Raw genomic sequence first — 16,266 nt, 5'->3', positions numbered from 1 at the left:
TGCCGATGTGCGGCTGAGCCGCGTGGGCCCGACCGGCCCCCGCGGCGCCGCACCCGGACCACTGCTCCTTATAAAGTGAAGCCATGGCCCCGAACACCGCAGACACCGCCCTTTGGCCCGCCCCGCACGCGAGCGGAGCCGTCGACGCGACGGTCCACGTGCCCGGGTCCAAGTCGGTCACCAACCGCGCCCTGGTTCTCGCCTCCCTCGCGTCCGAACCGGGCTGGCTGCGCCGCCCCCTGCGCTCCCGCGACACCCTGCTGATGGCCGGCGCGCTGCGCGCCATGGGCATCGAGATCGAGGAAACGGTGTCGTCCAGCTCCTCCGTCGCGGGCGGCCCCGACGGCACGGGCGAGGCCTGGCGCGTGCTCCCCACGAGCCTGCGCGGCCCGGCCACCGTCGACGTCGGCAACGCCGGCACGGTGATGCGGTTCCTGCCTCCGGTCGCCGCGCTCGCCGACGGCCCCGTCCGCTTCAACGGCGATCCCCGCTCGTACGAGCGTCCCCTGAACGGCGTCATCGACGCGCTGCGGCTGCTCGGTGCCCGGATCGACGACGACGGCCGTGGCGCGCTGCCGTTGACCGTGCACGGCAGCGGCGCCCTGGACGGCGGCCCGGTGGAGATCGACGCGTCCTCCTCGTCGCAGTTCGTGAGCGCCCTGCTGCTGTCCGGCCCGCGCTTCAACCAGGGCGTCGAGGTCCGCCACACCGGCGCCACGCTGCCCTCCATGCCGCACATCCGCATGACCGTCGACATGCTGCGCGCGGTCGGCGCCCAGGTGGACACGCCCGAGTCGGGCGGCGAGCCGAACGTCTGGCGGGTCACGCCGGGTGCCCTGCTCGGCCGGGACCTGATCATCGAGCCGGACCTGTCCAACGCCCAGCCGTTCCTGGCGGCGGCGCTGGTGACCGGCGGCAAGGTCGTCATCCCGGACTGGCCGGCCCGCACCACCCAGCCCGGTGACCGGCTGCGCGAGATCTTCACCGAGATGGGCGGCTCCTGCGAACTGACCGAGTTCGGGCTCGTGTTCACCGGCTCCGGCTCGGTCCACGGCATCGACGTCGACCTGAGCGAGGTCGGCGAGCTGACGCCGGGCGTCGCGGCGGTCGCGGCCCTCGCGGACTCCCCGTCGACCCTGCGTGGCGTGGCGCACCTGCGGCTGCACGAGACGGACCGCCTGGCCGCGCTGACCAAGGAGATCAACGAACTCGGCGGTGACGTCACGGAGACCGCCGACGGCCTGCACATCCGCCCGCGCCGGCTGCACGGCGGGATCTTCCACACCTACGACGACCACCGCATGGCCACGGCCGGCGCGATCATCGGTCTCGCCGTGGAGGGCGTGCAGATCGAGAACGTGGCGACGACGGCCAAGACCCTGCCCGACTTCCCCGACCTGTGGACCGGGATGCTCGGGGCGTAGGACGCGGGGATCAGGTCATGCGCCGCTACGGCAAGCACACCGACGAGGACGACATCCGCACCCGTCCCGGCCGCCGGAACACCCGGCCCCGGACGAACATCCGGCCCAAGCACGAGGACGCCGCCGAGGGCCTCGTCCTCACCGTCGACCGAGGCCGCCTGACCTGCCTCGTCGAGGACCGTGTGGTCATGGCGATGAAGGCCCGGGAGCTGGGCCGCAAAGCGGCGGTGGTCGGCGACCGCGTGGCGCTCGTCGGCGACATGTCCGGCAAGAAGGACACGCTCGCGAGGATCGTCCGCATCGAGGAGCGCACGTCCGTGCTGCGCCGCACGGCGGACGACGACGACCCGTACGAGCGCGTGGTCGTCGCCAACGCCGACCAGCTGGCCGTCGTCACCGCCCTGGCCGACCCGGAGCCCCGCCCGCGGCTGATCGACCGCTGCCTGGTCGCGGCCTACGCCGGCGGCCTGGACCCGCTGCTGGTCCTGACCAAGTCGGACCTCGCCCCGCCCGACAAGCTGCTGGAGCTGTACGGCCACCTCGACATCCCCTACGTCGTCACCAGCCGTGAGGAACTCCAGAACGGCTCCGCCGTCGCCCGCGTACGGGAGCAGCTCGACGGCAAGATCACCGCGTTCGTCGGCCACTCCGGTGTCGGCAAGACGACGCTGGTCAATTCGCTGGTGCCTCAGGAGCAGCGCCGTACGACCGGGCATGTGAACGCGGTGACGGGCCGTGGCCGGCACACCACCACCTCGGCACTGGCGCTGCCCCTGTCGGGCAGCGACGGCTGGGTGATCGACACGCCGGGCCTGCGGTCCTTCGGCCTGCACCACGTCGACCCGTCCCAGGTCATCCATGCCTTCCCCGACCTGGAGCCGGGCACCGAGGGGTGCCCGCGCGCGTGCAGCCACGACGAGCCCGACTGCGCGCTGGACGCGTGGGTGGCCGAGGGGCACGCGGATCCGGCGCGGCTGTACTCGCTGCGGCGAATGCTGGCCACGCGGGAGCGCAAGGAAGGCGACTGACCTCCGCGTTGTTTGTCATGGCGTGCGGACGGTAAGTGCATAATCGCACCAAGCCGGATGCAGGCAAGACCGACCAGAATCTGAAGAATCTGGCGAACATGCCCAAACTGACTGAGCGGTCGCTGAACGTGGGATACGGGAGGAACGACTCATGGCGTGGCTGCTGGTCATAGTGGCGGGGTTGCTGGAGACCGGCTTCGCCGTGTGCCTGAAGCTGTCGCACGGTTTCACCCGGCTCTGGCCGACGGTCGCGTTCTGCATCTTCGCCCTCGGCAGCTTCGGTCTGCTGACCCTGTCGCTGAAGAAACTCGACGTGGGTCCCGCCTACGCCGTGTGGACCGGCATCGGCGCGGCGGGCACGGCGATCTACGGCATGGTGTTCCTGGGCGACCTGGTGTCGACGCTGAAGATCGTGTCGATCAGCCTCGTCATCATCGGTGTGATCGGGCTTCAGTTGTCGGGTTCGTCGCACTGACGTCCCGTCAGCCCGTCTGCCGCTGAAGGGCGCTGCGGACCAGTCCGGCGACGCCGCCCTCGCCGGGAGGCGCGGCCACGCAGGACAGGGCGAGCCGGACGGCGAGTTCGCAGGAGCGGGCCAGGTCGGCGGTGTCGGACTTGGGGGTGCCAGGTCCTGCCAGGGCGATGACGGCACGGTCGCGGACGAGGGTGACGAACTCGCCGGGCGAGGGCAGCGGGCCGTCGGCGCGGCGCTGGGCCGGTACGGCGGAGGTGGAGCGCACGGCCGACAGGGCCGGGGACGGCAGCCGTTCGCCCCAGCAGCCGGTGAGCATGGCACGGACGAGGGCGTTCTCCCGGGCCGCCGAGGTGGTCCACTCTGCGGTGGCGGTGAGCCGCTCGCGCGGGTCGCTGTGCCCGGTGAGCGCACGGTCGACCCCGGCGAGATACCCGTCGGCCTCTCGCCTCACGAGCGCCCGGGCGAGCCCGTCCTTGCTGCCGAATTCGTTGTACAGCGTCTGCCGGGACACCCCTGCCGCCGCGGCCACGTCCACCATCCGCACGGCGGACCACGGCCGGCGCGCCAGCGCCGTGTAAGCGGCGTCCAGTAGAGATTCCCGCGCTGCAGGCATCATCGCCTCCCCTTGGGGCGAGCGGCTCTGCGCCCAGATTTGACGCGCACCACACCCCTGTCAAGGGTTCACGAGAGCACGCGGGGTCGCCTTTGAGCCGACCTGCGCGGGTGCGATCGGCCTGGCTGCGGGCGGCTGTGCGGCCGGGGCCACCGGGGCGCCGTTGCGGGCAACCTGCCGCCGGGGCCACCGGCCGCCACTGCGGGCAGCCGTGCCGCTCGGGCCGGCCCTGCCGGGCGCAGCGGCGCCCTTCGCGCCGGGGCAACCTGCCGCCACTGCGGGCAACCTGCCGCCGCTGCGGGCAGTCGTGCCGCTTGGGGCGGCACCCGTCCCACCGAAGCGGCACCCCGTCGCGCCGGGCTGCGCAACGCCCCGCCCACAGCACCGACGCCACAGACAGTCACTGCGAGCGGCGGTCGCACGCCGACCCTTCGGCGACCACCGGCCGCCACTGCGGGCAGCCGCGCCACTCGGGCGGCACCCGTCCCACCGAAGCGGCACCCCGTCACGCCCGGCCGCGCAGCACCCCGATCCAGCAGATGCCGGCGGCACTCCGCAACGCCGGCTGCGAACCCACCCCGCCTCAGCAGGGACGCCGAGCCCCCACAACACCCCCACCCCCACCCACAAACCCCCTGTAGCCCCACCCCCACCTCGGCAGATAGGTTCGTTACATGCCCGACTACCTCGACGACCTGCGTCTCGCCCACGTCCTCGCCGACGCCGCCGACGCCGCGACGACGGACCGGTTCAAGGCCCTCGACCTCAAGGTCGAGACCAAACCGGACATGACCCCGGTGAGCGAAGCGGACAAGGCCGCCGAAGAACTCATCCGCGGCCAACTCGCCCGCGCCCGCCCCCGGGACGCGATCCTCGGCGAGGAGTACGGCGTCGAGGGCACCGGCCCCCGCCGCTGGGTGATCGACCCCATCGACGGCACCAAGAACTACGTACGCGGCGTCCCGGTCTGGGCCACCCTCATCTCCCTGATGGAAGCCGGCGAGGGCGGCTTCCAGCCCGTCGTCGGCGTCGTATCCGCCCCCGCCCTCGGCCGCCGCTGGTGGGCCGCGAAGGGCTACGGCGCGTTCACCGGCCGCAGCCTCACGAAGGCGACCCGCCTCCAGGTCTCCCGCGTCGGAAAGCTCGCCGACGCCTCCTTCGCGTACTCCTCGCTCAGCGGCTGGGAGGAACAGGGCCGCCTGGACGGCTTCCTGGACCTCACCCGCGAGGTGTGGCGCACCCGCGCGTACGGCGACTTCTGGCCGTACATGCTGGTCGCCGAGGGCGCCGTCGACATGTGCGCCGAGCCGGAGCTGTCGCTCTGGGACATGGCCGCCAACGCGATCATCGTCACCGAGGCCGGCGGCACCTTCACCGGACTCGACTCCCGCCCGGGCCCGCACAGCGGCAACGCGGCCGCGTCGAACGGCCTGCTGCACGACGAGCTGCTGGGGTACCTCAACCAGCGGTACTGAGCGCGCTCCCTGTTACCGAGCGCTCCCCCTGTTACCGAGCGCCCCCTTGTTGACCCTCCCTTTGCCTGCCACCCTGAGAGTCCGCCCGCTTGTGAACTTGTGAAAACATGAACAAACGGCGGGGACACCCCCAGGAGGCCTATCCATGCTCGTCCGTGACGCCATGAGCACCGTCGTCCTGACCATCGGCCCGACCCACACACTCCGCCAGGCCGCCGCGCTGATGGCCGCCCGCAAGGTCGGCGCGGCCATCGTCCACGACCCCGACGCCGGCGGCATCGGCATCCTCACCGAACGCGACATCCTCATCTCTGTAGGCCGGGGCCAGGACCCGGACACGGAACTCGTCCACGCCCACACCACCACCGACGTCGTGTTCGCCACTCCGGCCTGGACCCTGGAGGAGGCGGCCGGCGCCATGGCGCACGGCGGTTTCCGTCATCTCATCGTGCTGGACCGCGACGAGCCCGCCGGTGTCGTCTCGGTCCGCGACATCATCCGCTGCTGGGCGCCGGCCCGTCAGCAGGTACCCGCCTGACAGCACGACCGGCCCGGGCCCCTCGAAGAAGCCCGGGCCGCCTCTGCCGCAAGCGAGCCCCCGAATTAGATATCGTCTAAAGCCAGCACAGCTCTAACTCCACACCTGTTCGCGACCTGGTCCCCTTTGCTGTTAGGCTGGTAGCCATGAGTGACCTTCTGGAACGGCTGCGCGGACGCGGATGGCGGATGACCGCGCAGCGGCGCGTCGTGGCCGAGGTCCTCGACGGCGAACACGTCCATCTGACGGCCGACGAGGTCCACGCCCGGGCCGTCGCCAAGCTGCCCGAGATCTCCCGGGCGACCGTCTACAACACGCTCGGCGAGCTCGTCTCCCTCGGCGAGGTGCTCGAGGTCTCCACGGACCAGCGCGCCAAGCGGTACGACCCGAACGCCCACCAGCCGCACCACCACCTGGTCTGCGCCCAGTGCGGCGCGATCCGCGACGTCCACCCGGTCGGCAACCCCCTGGCGGACCTCCCCGCCTCGGAGCGCTTCGGCTTCACGGTCTCGGACGTCGAGGTGACGTACCGCGGCGTCTGCCCGAACTGCGCGGCCGCCTAGCCTCCCCCGCCTTCTCACGCGAAGCCCCGGCCCTGGAGCAGCACGGCGGCGGCCTCGACCGGATCCGCTACCAGCAACTGGGCTCGGCCGACGTCCTCACGGCCCTGGAGAACGGCGGCGTCGACTCCGCGTGGATGCTCGACCCGCTATGGCGCCGGGTCGACGGCGAACCCCGCTACGCCTTCCTGGGCGGCATGCTCTACGGCCCGAGCCTGCTGAACGACGACGTGGACGCGGGGGCGGCACTGCTTCGGGCGTAGATCCGCACGGTGAACACGTACGTCGCGGCCGACTACAAGAAGAACGAGACCTTCGTCACCTACCTGGCGAAGCTCCTGAAGACGGACGAGACGATCCTGCGCTCCACACCGTCGCTCCGCATGGACTGGGAAATCCGCACCGGCACGACCGACCGCTTCCAGTCCGCCTACCGTACCCAGGGCGTCGCGGAAGGCGACCCGCTCCCCCGAGTCGCGGACGGTGACCCGCTCCTTCCACGAGGAGGCGGTGGGCCACCGCCGGTAAACACACCGAGGGCCGGAACCCTTTCGGATTCCGGCCCTCGGCCTTCAGTAGCGGGGACAGGATTTGAACCTGCGACCTCTGGGTTATGAGCCCAGCGAGCTACCGAGCTGCTCCACCCCGCGTCGTTGAATGCAACGTTACGTCACCGCGGAGGACGGATGCAAATCGCTTAGCTGAAGCTGCGGGCAGTCGTGCCTCCCCCAGTGCCTCAAGGGCCTGGGAGGTACCCCCAGGGCGGCACGGGTGGGCGCAGCGGCACCCCGAAGCGCCGGGCTGCGCACCCACCCGACTCCAGCCACAACGCCGAGCACCATGCAGCACACGGCAGTCTCACGCCGACAGCTCCTGCCTGAGCGCATCCCGCAACCGAGCCGCCCGCTCCGCCACAGACTCCGGCCCCAAGGACACCGCCCGATCAGCCCACCGCTGCCCTTCCGCCAGCTCCCCCCGACGCGCGTAGACCAGGGCCAGCCGCAACGCCGCCCGACCGTGCCCGGCGTCGGCCGCCCGGGTCCACCACACCGCCGCCTCGGGCTCGCTCCCCTCCCGGGCCAGCAGCAGCCCGAGATTGAACGCCCCGTTGCGGGACCCGGCCTCGGCCGCCTCCCGGTACCACCGAGCCGCCTCGACGACGTCCCCCCGGGCGGCGGCGAGCATGCCCACCCGCACCTGCGCCCGCCGGTGCCCCTGCGAGGCCGCTCTCTCGTACCACTCCTCGCACTCGCTCCGCCGGTGCACCGGCTCCCCGAGCTCGTGCGCGGGCTCCGGCGGCCGGCGCGCGTCGAGCACCGTCGCCAGCCGGTACGCGGCCTCGGCGCTCCCGCCCCCGGCCGCACACCGCAGATGCCGCTCGGCCTCCTGCTCGTCGCCGGCGCGCAGCCGGGCCATGCCGACCTGGAGCGCCGCCTCGGTGTGCCCGGCGGCCGCGGCACGCTCGTACCAGCGCAGCGCGGCCTGCTCCTCGCCCCGGCCGGCGTGCAGGATGCCCAGGTTGAAGGCGGCGTCCACGCTCCCGGCCTCCGCGGCCTTGGAGAACCACGGCTCGGCGCCGGTCTCGTCCCCGGCCCGCAGCAGCAGGATGGCCAGCGCGTTCGCGGCTTCCCGGTGCCCGGCATAGGCCGCGCGCCGGTACCACTGCTCGGCCTGCGCGGTGCGCCCCTGCTCCGCGCAGAGCAGCCCCAGGTTGTAGGCGCCGTTCACATCGCCCGCGTCCATCGCGGCCCGGTACCAGCGCTCGGCGGTCTGGGTCTCGCCCCGCTCGGCGTGCAGCGCGCCCAGCGCGTTGGCCGCGTTGCCGTCGCCGTCCTGGGCGGCCCGCAGCCACCACACGGCGGCGTTCTCGGTGTCGCCCGCGTCGCGCAGCAGGAACCCGAGCGCGCAGGCGGCCCGCGCCTCGCCGTCCTTGGCGGACGTCAGGTACCAGCGTCCGGCCTCCTTGAGCTCGCCGCGCTTCTCCAGGATGGTCCCGAGGTGGAGGGCGGCCCGCCGGTGGCCGCGCGCGGCGGCCTGCCGGTACCACTGCTCGACCTCGTCCGGCACCTGGACACCGTTGTCGCCGTCGGTGTCCTGCGCCGCCTTCCGGTCCAGTGTTCGGGCCAGACGGTACGCCGCCTCACGGTGCCCGCGCTCGGCGGCGACCCGCAGCCACTTCTCGGCTCCGGCGTCACCGCGGTGCTCCAGCAGGTCGGCGAGGGCGTAGGCGCCCAGGGTGTGCCCCTGTTCCGCGGACTGGCGCAGCCAGTACTCGGCGGCGGGTTCGTCGCCGCGCTCGCGGTGGTGCCGTCCGAGGGCGTGCGCGGCCGCGGCGGATCCGGCGACGGCGGCGATCCGCCACCAGCCGGCGGCCTCGTCGGCGTATCCGCGCTGGTGGAGAAGGACTCCGAGGTTGTTGGCGGCGGCCCGGTCGCCCGCGGCGGTGGCGGCACGCAGATGGGGTTCGGCACCGTCGAGATCACCACGGCGCAGCAGCATGGCCCCGAGAACACTCATCGCCTCGACGTCGCCGGCCTCGGCAGCGAGCCGCTGACGCAGCTCCTCGGCCGCCTCGTCGGCGATTTCCCCGGTCTCGTCCGGGGTGTCGGTGTCCTCCCGGCTGGAAGGCTGCACAAAACGCCCTGTCTCGAACAGAGTTGCCTTGTCCCCCATAACGTCCATCGTCGCACCACCTGCAACCTGGGTACACCTGGTATACCGCAGCCAGTGAGGTCACTACAGCGTTTTGTCGACTTGCCCACAGAGAGACAAGTCAAACACAGATCCCCCAACTTCCCCCGGTGGCACGGCCGCAGCCTGCACCAGCACATGCGTTCACACATCACGAAGGCCCGGATTCCGTTGTGGAATCCGGGCCTTCGTGGTCGCTCCGTCACTCGGACTTCGCGATTTCAGTAGCGGGGACAGGATTTGAACCTGCGACCTCTGGGTTATGAGCCCAGCGAGCTACCGAGCTGCTCCACCCCGCGCCGTTGTGTTCACAACCGTATCACGGCGCGGGGCGGGCATTTGACCAGGCCAGGCCCTAACTGCTCGGCTTCGGGCTCGGGCTGCCGCTCGGCTTGGCACTCGGCTTGGCACTCGGACTGGCGCTGGGCTTGCTCTCGCCGCCCCCGGCGCCTCCGCGGCCGGCTTCGGACTGCGCGTCCTCGGCCCGCTTCAGAGCGCCCTCCAGGTCCTTCTGCGCCCGGCCGTACGCCTCCCAGTCGTTGTCCTTCAGTGCCTCCTGGCCCGCGTCGAACGCCTTCTGGGCGTCCTCCAGGGCCTGTTGGACCGTCGGGTTGTCGGACGTCGGCGGTGGCGTCGTGGTGTCGCCCTCGTCCGGTGGCTCGGGGGCCTGCCCCTCCGTTCCGAAGATCTTGTTGAGGGCATCGTCGAGCGTGTTCTCGAAGGCGGTCTGGCCTCCGTAGGTGACCAACACCTTGCGCAGCAGCGGGTACTTCAGTCCACCACCGCGTACGTAGACCGGCTCCACGTAGAGCAGTCCGCCGTCGAGCGGCACCGTCAGCAGGTTGCCGTACTCGACTTCGGAGTCGCCGCCTCTCAGGAGCCGGATGGACTCGGCGATGTCCTCTTGGGAGTTGAACTGGCTCTGGACCTGTTTGGGCCCGTTGACCGTGGTGTTCGTCGGCAGTTTCAGGATTCTGATCTTGCCGTAGTCACTGGCGCCCGCCTCGGCGTCGACCGCCATGAACGCGCTGAGGTTGTCCCGGCCGTTGGGCGTGAAGGTCGTCGTCAGCGAGAACGCCTGTGCCTTCTGGTCGGGCATCTTCATGCTCAGGTAGTACGGCGGTACCGCGTTACCCGACCGGTTCGTCGGGTCGTCCGGCACCTGCCACACCTCGCTGCCGCTGAGGAACGTCGTGGCGTCCTTCACGTGGTAGCGCGTGAGCAGCTCCCGCTGGACCTTGAACAGGTCCTGCGGGTAGCGCAGGTGGTCCATCAGATCCTTGGAGATCTCGCCCTTGGGCTTCACCGTGTCAGGGAAGGCCTTCATCCAGGTCTTCAGGACCGGGTCCTTGGTGTCCCACTGGTAGAGCTTGACCTCGCCGGTGTACGCGTCGACGGTCGCCTTCACCGAGTTGCGGATGTAGTTGACCTGGTTCTGCTGGGCCACCACCGCGCGGTTGTCGTTGGCCGCGGTCAGCGAGTCGGCCGTGGTGTCACCGAGGGTCGTACGCGAGGAGTAGGGGTATCCGTTCGTCGTCGTGTACGCGTCGACGATCCACTCGATACGGCCGTTCACCACCGCCGGGTAGGCGTCGCCGTCGATGGTCAGCCAGGGGGCGACCGCCTCGACGCGCTCCTTGGGCGTGCGGTTGTACAGGATCCGCGAACCGTCGCCGATGGCGCCGGAGTACAGGATCTGCGGCTCGCCGAACGCCACCGCGTACGCGGCCCGGTTGACCGGGTTGGAGAGGTTGACCCCGCTGTCGCCCTTGTAGCTGGTGGTCTTCTCGCCGTTGTCGTCGGAGTAGTCGATCTCCTTCTGGGGACCGCCGACGATCGAGTACGTGGTGGTCTTCTCGCCGTAGTAGACCCGCTGCTCGTACGTGCCGAGGTCGCCCTCGGAGGGCAGGTCGGACTCCGTGAAGTTCGGACGGCCCTGGGCGTCGGCGCTGGTGCCCTCGGCGGCGACCACTCCGTAGCCGTGCGTGTAACGGAAGTGGTTGTTGATCCAGTTCTTCTTCGGGATGCCCGCCAGGTTCAACTCACGCAGGCCGATGACCGTGTCCTGGTCCTTGCCGTCCTTGGCGTAGCGGTCGACATCCAGATTGTTCGGGAACGCGTAGTAGTTCCTGATCTGCTGGAGCTGCTGGAACGTCGGCGAGACGATGTTCGGGTCCATGATCCGGATGCTCGCCGTGGAGCCGACGTCGTCGCGGAGCGTGGTCTTGTCCTCGGTCTTGCTGGTGCCCGAGTAGTCGGTGACCTTCGTGCCGTCGATGCCGTAGGCCTTGCGCGTCGCCTCGAGGTTCTTCTCGACGTACGGCGCTTCCTTGGCCTGCTCGTTCGGCTGGACCTGGAACTTCTGCACGATCGCCGGGTAGAGGCCGCCGATGAGGATCGCGGAGAGCACCATCAGGCCGAAGCCGATCACCGGCAGCTGCCAGGTGCGCCGCCACAGGGTGGCGAAGAACAGCAGCGCGCAGATGACGGCGATGCAGAAAAGGATCGTCTTGGCCGGCAGGTAGGCGTTGGCGTCGACGTACCTCAGGCCCGTCCAGTTGTCGGTCGCCCTGAAGTCGCTGGACTTCACGGCGAGTCCGTACCGGTCGAGCCAGTAGGCGACCGCCTTCAGCGCCACGAAGACGCCGATGAGCACCGACAGGTGCCCGGTGGCCGCCGCCGTGGCGCGGGCGCCGGGGCTGGTGACGCGCAGGCCGCCGTACAGGTAGTGCGTCAGCGCGGCGGCGATCACGGACAGGATCGCGGCGGCGAAGCCGAAGCCGAGCAGGAAGCGGTACCAGGGCAGGTCGAAGGCGTAGAAGGAGACGTCCAGCTTGAACTGGGGGTCCTTCTGGCCGAAGGGCACGCCGTTGACCCACATCAGCCACGTGCGCCACTGGCCGGACGCGGAGGCTCCGGCGATCAGGCCCACCAGGGCCGTGATCCCGATCAGCAGCCACTTCTTGTAGGGCGCGATGCCCATCCGGTAGCGGTCGAGGTTCTGCTGCTCCATGGACATGGCGCTCAGCGGCGGCCGCAGCCGGTGCGCCAGCCAGATGTTGACCCCGACCGCGAGTGCCATGAGCAGGCCGAAGACGAAGAAGAGCCCGATCTTGGTCCACAGCGTGGTGGTGAAGACCGACGAGTAGTTCACCGACCGGTACCAGAGCCAGTCCGTCCAAAAGCCCGCGAACATGGTGAACACCATGCCGAGGACGGCCAGGACGCCCAGTGTCATGAGCAGGGTCCGGACACGCCGGGACGGGCGGCCCACTCTGATCCGCGGCCCTGTCGGGCCTCCGCCGCGGTCCGGCATCTGGAAAGCCAAGGTGCGCACCTCGAAGTTCGCTGTTGATTCGTAAGGCCCGCGTCTTCACGGACCGTCCGTGGCCCCCGTGATCGCGGGCCCCCACCTATGCAACTTACTCACCGTTTACTCGGTTCCCGATTCCGGCCGGGAACGAGGCAGGATTGTGACCATGTCCAACACTCCCATGGCGGCGAGCCCGCTCACCCGGGCCGTACTCGAGATCGACGAGTACGTCTCCGGCCTCGGCTGGGACCAGTCCGCCCGCCTCTTCGCACTCGTCGACACCGCCCGGCTCCGGGCCGAACAGCCCACGCTCGCGGACCGGCTCGGTCTGGACGACGCGTCGGAGAACCCCGGCCTCACCCCGATCGAGCAGGACGAAGTTCCAACGGGCAAGCCGCTCGACGAGTTCCTGGCCACCATCGCCTGGCCCGACGCGGTGGCCGGCTGCGCCCTCGCCGTGGAGCGCCTGATGCTGCCGCCGTCCGCGGAGGCCCAGGTTCCGAAGGGCCTGGACGAGGCCGCGCTGACGAAGTGGGTGGCGGAACACCCGGACCGCCAGGAGGTCCGTATGACGGTCGGGGTCCTGCGCGACGGCACGCGCGAGTCGGCCCTGCGCCTGCGCGAGAAGGACTCCCCGACGGAGGTCCTCACCGGGTCCGATCTCGTGCCGGGTCTGGCGGAGGCACTGGCGGCGACGTTCGAGGAGTAGCCGGCGGCTGCGCGGCCCGGGCCGGTCCTCCGGCCCGGCGGGCTACTTACCGCACTTCGGCAGATCGGCGGTGTCGCCGCTGCGGACGTCCTTGAGGGCGCCGAGGGCGTCCTCGATGGTCTTCACCTTGATGAGGGTGAGGCCCTCGGGGGTGTCCTTGGCGGCGGCCGCGCAGTTGTCCGCGGGCGTCAGGAAGTACTGCGCGCCCTTGGCCCGCGCACCCACGGTCTTCATCTCGATGCCGCCGATCGGACCGACCTTGCCCTCGTCGTCGATCGTCCCCGTACCGGCCACGAACCTGCCCCCGGTCAGGCTGCCCGGCGTGAGCTTGTCGTAGATGCCGAGCGCGAACATCAGACCGGCGCTCGGCCCGCCGACGTCGGCCAGCTTGATGTCGATGGTGAACGGGAAGGTGTGGTCGGTCCCCGCGGAGATCCCCACGATGGCCCGCTTCTCGCCGGCGTCGTCCGACGTCGTGGTGGTGATGGTGATGTCCTGCGTCTTCGTCGGCGTCCGCTTCTCCTTCTCCGCGGCGGCCTGCTCCTTGGCGGGCACGATCGTGAAGCGGACGTCCTGGCCCGGCTTGTGCTTCGTGACGAGCTTCGCGACGTCGGCCGGCTCCTTCACCGCCGTACCGTCGACGGCCTTGATCACGTCCCCGGCGTGCAGCTTGCCCTCGGCCGGGGATCCCTTGACGACCGTCGAGACGATGACCCACGACTTCACCGGAACGTCGAGTTCCTTCAGCGCGGCGACCTTGGCGCTCTCCTGGGACTGGCTGAACTCCTCGGCGTTCTCCTGCGTGGACTGCTCCTCGGTCTTGCCGTCCGGGTAGAGCGTCTCGTGCTGCACCACCTTGTTGTCGTGCGCGAGCCAGCCGTAGACGGCCTCGACCAGGTTCATCCGGTAGTCGGCGCTGGTGACCCGGACCGTCGTCATGTTCAGATGGCCACTGGTCGCATACGTCTTCCGCCCGGAAATCTGGAGCACCGGCTCGCCGCCGTGATCGCCCAGCGTGTTCACCGTCGGCCCCGGGGACATCTCCGAATACGGCACGGGGATGAACACTCCCGCGCACAGGAGCGCGATCAGCATCAAGGTGGAGGCGAGCATCGTCGCAGTGCGGCGTGGCATGACTCGACAGTACGGGACGGTTCTGTCAGCGCACCGTCAGGGCCGCCCGTCCGGGGCGGCCCTGTGGGCTCACACGCTTGTGACCTGCTCTTTTCCCTGGCCTTCAGTACCCGGCCGGGGCTTCTCCATGGCCTCGCGGAAGCGGGCGTAACCGATGAGTTCCGGGCCGTCCCCACGGACCTTGCGGGTCCGGTTGGCCCAACTGCCCCAGAGGCCCGCGCCGATCGCAGCCACAAGCGGAATCAGCAACCAGGCGAGCGCCGCCATGCCGACCTCCAACCCCTTGAGCGTCCGCAACTGACTGATCAGCAGATTAACCATCCGCAGTGACAACGCTCACGCCAGGGGTCCGGTTACGCAACCGGAAGGCTGCCTCCCGGATTCAGCAGGCCCCCACCCACTCTTCGGTGCCGTCGGAGAACTTCTGGTGCTTCCAGATGGGCACTTCGTGCTTGAGGTCGTCGATCAGCTTCCGGCAGGCCTCGAAGGCCTCTCCTCTGTGCGGGCACGAGACGGCGACGACCACGGCGAGGTCACCGACCCGGAGATCCCCCACCCGGTGCACGGCCGCCAGCGCCCGCACCGGGAACTCCGCGACGACCTTCTCGGCGACCCGCCTCATCTCGGCCTCCGCACTGGGGTGGCAGGAATACCCCAGCTCCGCCACGTCGGCACCCCCGTCGTGGTTTCGCACGGTGCCCACGAAGAGCGCGGTGCCGCCGGCCGCGTCGTCCCCGACGGCCCGGAACACCTCGTCCACGGAAAGGGCCGTGTCCCGGATCCCGATCAGCCTGATCGGATCCTGCGCGGCCTGCTCACCCGGGTGATCACTCGTGGATGCCATGCCTCCATCGTGCCGTACGCGACCGACAGCGCGGAACAGAGCTATCGACCGGCACGCGCGCGTGGGCGTTGGACTCTCCTACGACTCTCGTACGGCGGGACCGGAGAGGCGGCTCTCCCACGGCGGGACCGGGGAGACGGCGCCGGCGGGCGGGTCAGATACGCCGTCGGGCCTTGCGCGCCCGCCGCACCACCGCGGCCGCGCCCAGCAGCGCCACCGTCGCTCCCGCGGCACCCGCGGCCGTCGCGTCCTTGCGGCCCAGTCGCCGCCCGGCCACCGTGTGCCGGCCGGAGACCTCCTCCAGGAGCTCCGCCAGCACCTCCTCGTTGGTGTACCGCGGCCGCCACCCGGCGTCGTGCAGCCGGCTACCGCTGACCACCCAGGGGTACATCGTGTACGCCAGGTCCCCGGCCGGAGACGGCGTGAGCCCGATGCGGTGCAGGCGCGCGGCCGCACCGAGCGCGACCGCCGACGGCAGCTCCATACGCCGGATGCCGCTGAGCTCCTCGACCTCCTCCTGTTCCAGCCACCCGTCGCACCCGACGGTCAGTTCCCCGTCGACCTTCTCCAGGACGGCGTACTCCAGCGCTCTGCACAGGTCCTCGACGTGGCAGAACTGCCACGCGGGCCGCGACCCGGCGACCACGAGCAGCCGGGGAGACTCGAAGTACCTGGTCAGCGCGGTGTCCGTGCCTCCCACCAGGATCGCAGGCCGCACCACGGTGACGTTCAGCCCCGGGTGTGCCCGTGGTGCCCGCCGCGCCAGCCGCTCGATCTCCAGCAGGTCGCCGACGCCCGTCGCCTCGGCCGTGGCCCGCAGCTCCGCGTCCTCGGAGAGCGGCAGCTCGTTGTCCGGCAGCGCCCCGTAGACCATCGCCGAGGTGCACAGCACGACCCGGTGCACTCCGGCCGCCGCGGCCGCCGTCAGGACGGTCTGCGTCCCCCGTACGTTGTAGGCCGTTCGGGCGGCGGCGTCGGTCTCCAGGTCGAGGTCCAGCGCCAGGTGCACCACCACGTCGGCGCCCCGCAGCTTCTCCGCGATGGCCGGATCCCGTACGTCCAGGATGTGCCACTGCGCCGCGGCGCACTCGCCGCGCCGTTCGTCGATGGCGACGACCTGCTTGACCTCGTCGGACGCGGCGAGCTGCTCGGTGAGCAGGGCGCCGACGCCGTACGCGGCACCGGTGACCGCGACGACGGGTCCGCGCGCCGCGGGGCTCGCGGAACTGGTTGACTGGTTTCGCGCTGCGCGAACCTGCGGATCTGGGGAACTCACCGGGCGTCTCCAGCGGTTGTCTTCAGTACGAGCGCGAGCGACGCGTGCGTACCAGGTGGCATCCATCCTGCCGCAGGCTGTCAGTCGGCGAAGCACCGAGGCCCGATCCGTCCCGGGTGTCTACGCTGGGTGGTGTTGTCGGGCAGCCGTGCCGCCGGAAAGAACCGGCGGCCCTACCAGCCGAGG

At 70.7% G+C, this 16,266-nt stretch carries 14 protein-coding genes, 2 tRNA genes and 1 pseudogene; 8 read left to right on the top strand and 9 right to left on the bottom strand.

Annotated elements, in window-relative coordinates; all coding sequences use genetic code 11:
• The first annotated feature begins 83 nt into the window (after window positions 1-83).
• The 3 genes from aroA (at window position 84) to QF034_RS27250 (ending at window position 2,927) form a co-directional block, all read left to right on the top strand.
• Window positions 84-1,424 (top strand): 3-phosphoshikimate 1-carboxyvinyltransferase, encoded by a 1,341-nt coding sequence (aroA, locus tag QF034_RS27260; protein ID WP_307177408.1) that lies wholly within the window; start codon window positions 84-86, stop codon window positions 1,422-1,424.
• Window positions 1,425-1,441: 17 nt separating this feature from the next.
• The gene (rsgA, locus tag QF034_RS27255) at window positions 1,442-2,452 is read left to right on the top strand and encodes a ribosome small subunit-dependent GTPase A (RefSeq protein WP_307177407.1); all 1,011 of its coding nucleotides are present in this window, start codon (window positions 1,442-1,444) and stop codon (window positions 2,450-2,452) included.
• 151 nt (window positions 2,453-2,603) lie between these two features.
• Window positions 2,604-2,927, top strand: a complete 324-nt coding sequence (locus QF034_RS27250) for a DMT family transporter (RefSeq protein WP_010047612.1) — start codon at window positions 2,604-2,606, stop codon at window positions 2,925-2,927.
• 7 nt (window positions 2,928-2,934) lie between these two features.
• Here the strand turns inward: QF034_RS27250 and QF034_RS27245 are convergent, their stop codons facing one another.
• The gene (locus tag QF034_RS27245; protein ID WP_307177406.1) at window positions 2,935-3,543 is read right to left on the bottom strand and encodes a TetR/AcrR family transcriptional regulator; all 609 of its coding nucleotides are present in this window, start codon (window positions 3,541-3,543) and stop codon (window positions 2,935-2,937) included.
• A 671-nt stretch (window positions 3,544-4,214) separates the two neighbouring features.
• On the opposite strand from QF034_RS27245, the gene hisN reads away from it, so the two are divergent.
• The 4 genes and pseudogenes from hisN to QF034_RS27225 all read left to right on the top strand — a co-directional run.
• On the top strand, window positions 4,215-5,015 hold the full coding sequence (gene hisN / locus QF034_RS27240; RefSeq protein ID WP_086565609.1) for a histidinol-phosphatase: 801 nt from the start codon (window positions 4,215-4,217) through the stop codon (window positions 5,013-5,015).
• Between the two features lie 145 nt (window positions 5,016-5,160).
• A complete protein-coding gene (locus QF034_RS27235) occupies window positions 5,161-5,553 on the top strand; it encodes a CBS domain-containing protein (protein WP_306963819.1) in 393 nt (130 codons plus the stop codon).
• 146 nt (window positions 5,554-5,699) lie between these two features.
• Window positions 5,700-6,116: a Fur family transcriptional regulator gene (locus tag QF034_RS27230; RefSeq protein WP_307177405.1), complete on the top strand. Its 417-nt coding sequence runs from the start codon at window positions 5,700-5,702 to the stop codon at window positions 6,114-6,116.
• A 26-nt stretch (window positions 6,117-6,142) separates the two neighbouring features.
• Window positions 6,143-6,641: pseudogene (locus tag QF034_RS27225) on the top strand (substrate-binding domain-containing protein); the annotation flags it as partial.
• Window positions 6,642-6,689: 48 nt separating this feature from the next.
• On the opposite strand, the gene QF034_RS27220 reads toward QF034_RS27225, so the two are convergent.
• The 4 genes from QF034_RS27220 to QF034_RS27205 all read right to left on the bottom strand — a co-directional run bounded on the left by QF034_RS27220 (window position 6,690) and on the right by QF034_RS27205 (window position 12,120).
• Window positions 6,690-6,763: transfer RNA gene (locus QF034_RS27220), tRNA-Met, on the bottom strand.
• Between the two features lie 208 nt (window positions 6,764-6,971).
• Complete coding sequence (locus QF034_RS27215) at window positions 6,972-8,795, bottom strand: tetratricopeptide repeat protein (protein ID WP_307177404.1); 1,824 nt, start codon at window positions 8,793-8,795, stop codon at window positions 6,972-6,974.
• A gap of 234 nt (window positions 8,796-9,029) precedes the next feature.
• Window positions 9,030-9,103, bottom strand: a tRNA-Met gene (locus tag QF034_RS27210).
• A gap of 56 nt (window positions 9,104-9,159) precedes the next feature.
• Window positions 9,160-12,120, bottom strand: coding sequence for a UPF0182 family membrane protein (locus QF034_RS27205; protein WP_307179982.1), 2,961 nt, complete (start codon window positions 12,118-12,120; stop codon window positions 9,160-9,162).
• 163 nt (window positions 12,121-12,283) lie between these two features.
• On the opposite strand from QF034_RS27205, the gene QF034_RS27200 reads away from it, so the two are divergent.
• Window positions 12,284-12,826 carry a PPA1309 family protein gene (locus tag QF034_RS27200; RefSeq protein ID WP_307177403.1) on the top strand — a complete coding sequence of 181 codons (543 nt, stop codon included), beginning with the start codon at window positions 12,284-12,286 and terminating at the stop codon, window positions 12,824-12,826.
• Window positions 12,827-12,868: 42 nt separating this feature from the next.
• On the opposite strand, the gene QF034_RS27195 is transcribed toward QF034_RS27200, so the two are convergent.
• From QF034_RS27195 to QF034_RS27180, 4 genes are all read right to left on the bottom strand, one after another.
• On the bottom strand, window positions 12,869-13,960 hold the full coding sequence (locus QF034_RS27195; RefSeq protein WP_307177402.1) for a YlbL family protein: 1,092 nt from the start codon (window positions 13,958-13,960) through the stop codon (window positions 12,869-12,871).
• A gap of 69 nt (window positions 13,961-14,029) precedes the next feature.
• The gene (locus tag QF034_RS27190) at window positions 14,030-14,227 is read right to left on the bottom strand and encodes a hypothetical protein (protein ID WP_307179981.1); all 198 of its coding nucleotides are present in this window, start codon (window positions 14,225-14,227) and stop codon (window positions 14,030-14,032) included.
• A 115-nt stretch (window positions 14,228-14,342) separates the two neighbouring features.
• Window positions 14,343-14,804, bottom strand: coding sequence for a molybdenum cofactor biosynthesis protein MoaE (locus QF034_RS27185; protein ID WP_307177401.1), 462 nt, complete (start codon window positions 14,802-14,804; stop codon window positions 14,343-14,345).
• Window positions 14,805-14,958: 154 nt separating this feature from the next.
• Entirely contained in the window at window positions 14,959-16,080 is a 1,122-nt protein-coding gene (locus QF034_RS27180) for an SDR family oxidoreductase (RefSeq protein ID WP_307177400.1), read from the bottom strand.
• Window positions 16,081-16,266: the final 186 nt, after the last annotated feature.

The organism is Streptomyces africanus, from assembly GCF_030816955.1.
In the GTDB taxonomy this organism is placed as follows: domain Bacteria; phylum Actinomycetota; class Actinomycetes; order Streptomycetales; family Streptomycetaceae; genus Streptomyces; species Streptomyces africanus.
Note: the sequence above shows the minus strand (reverse complement) of the source record. Positions and strands in the feature narration are given on the sequence as shown.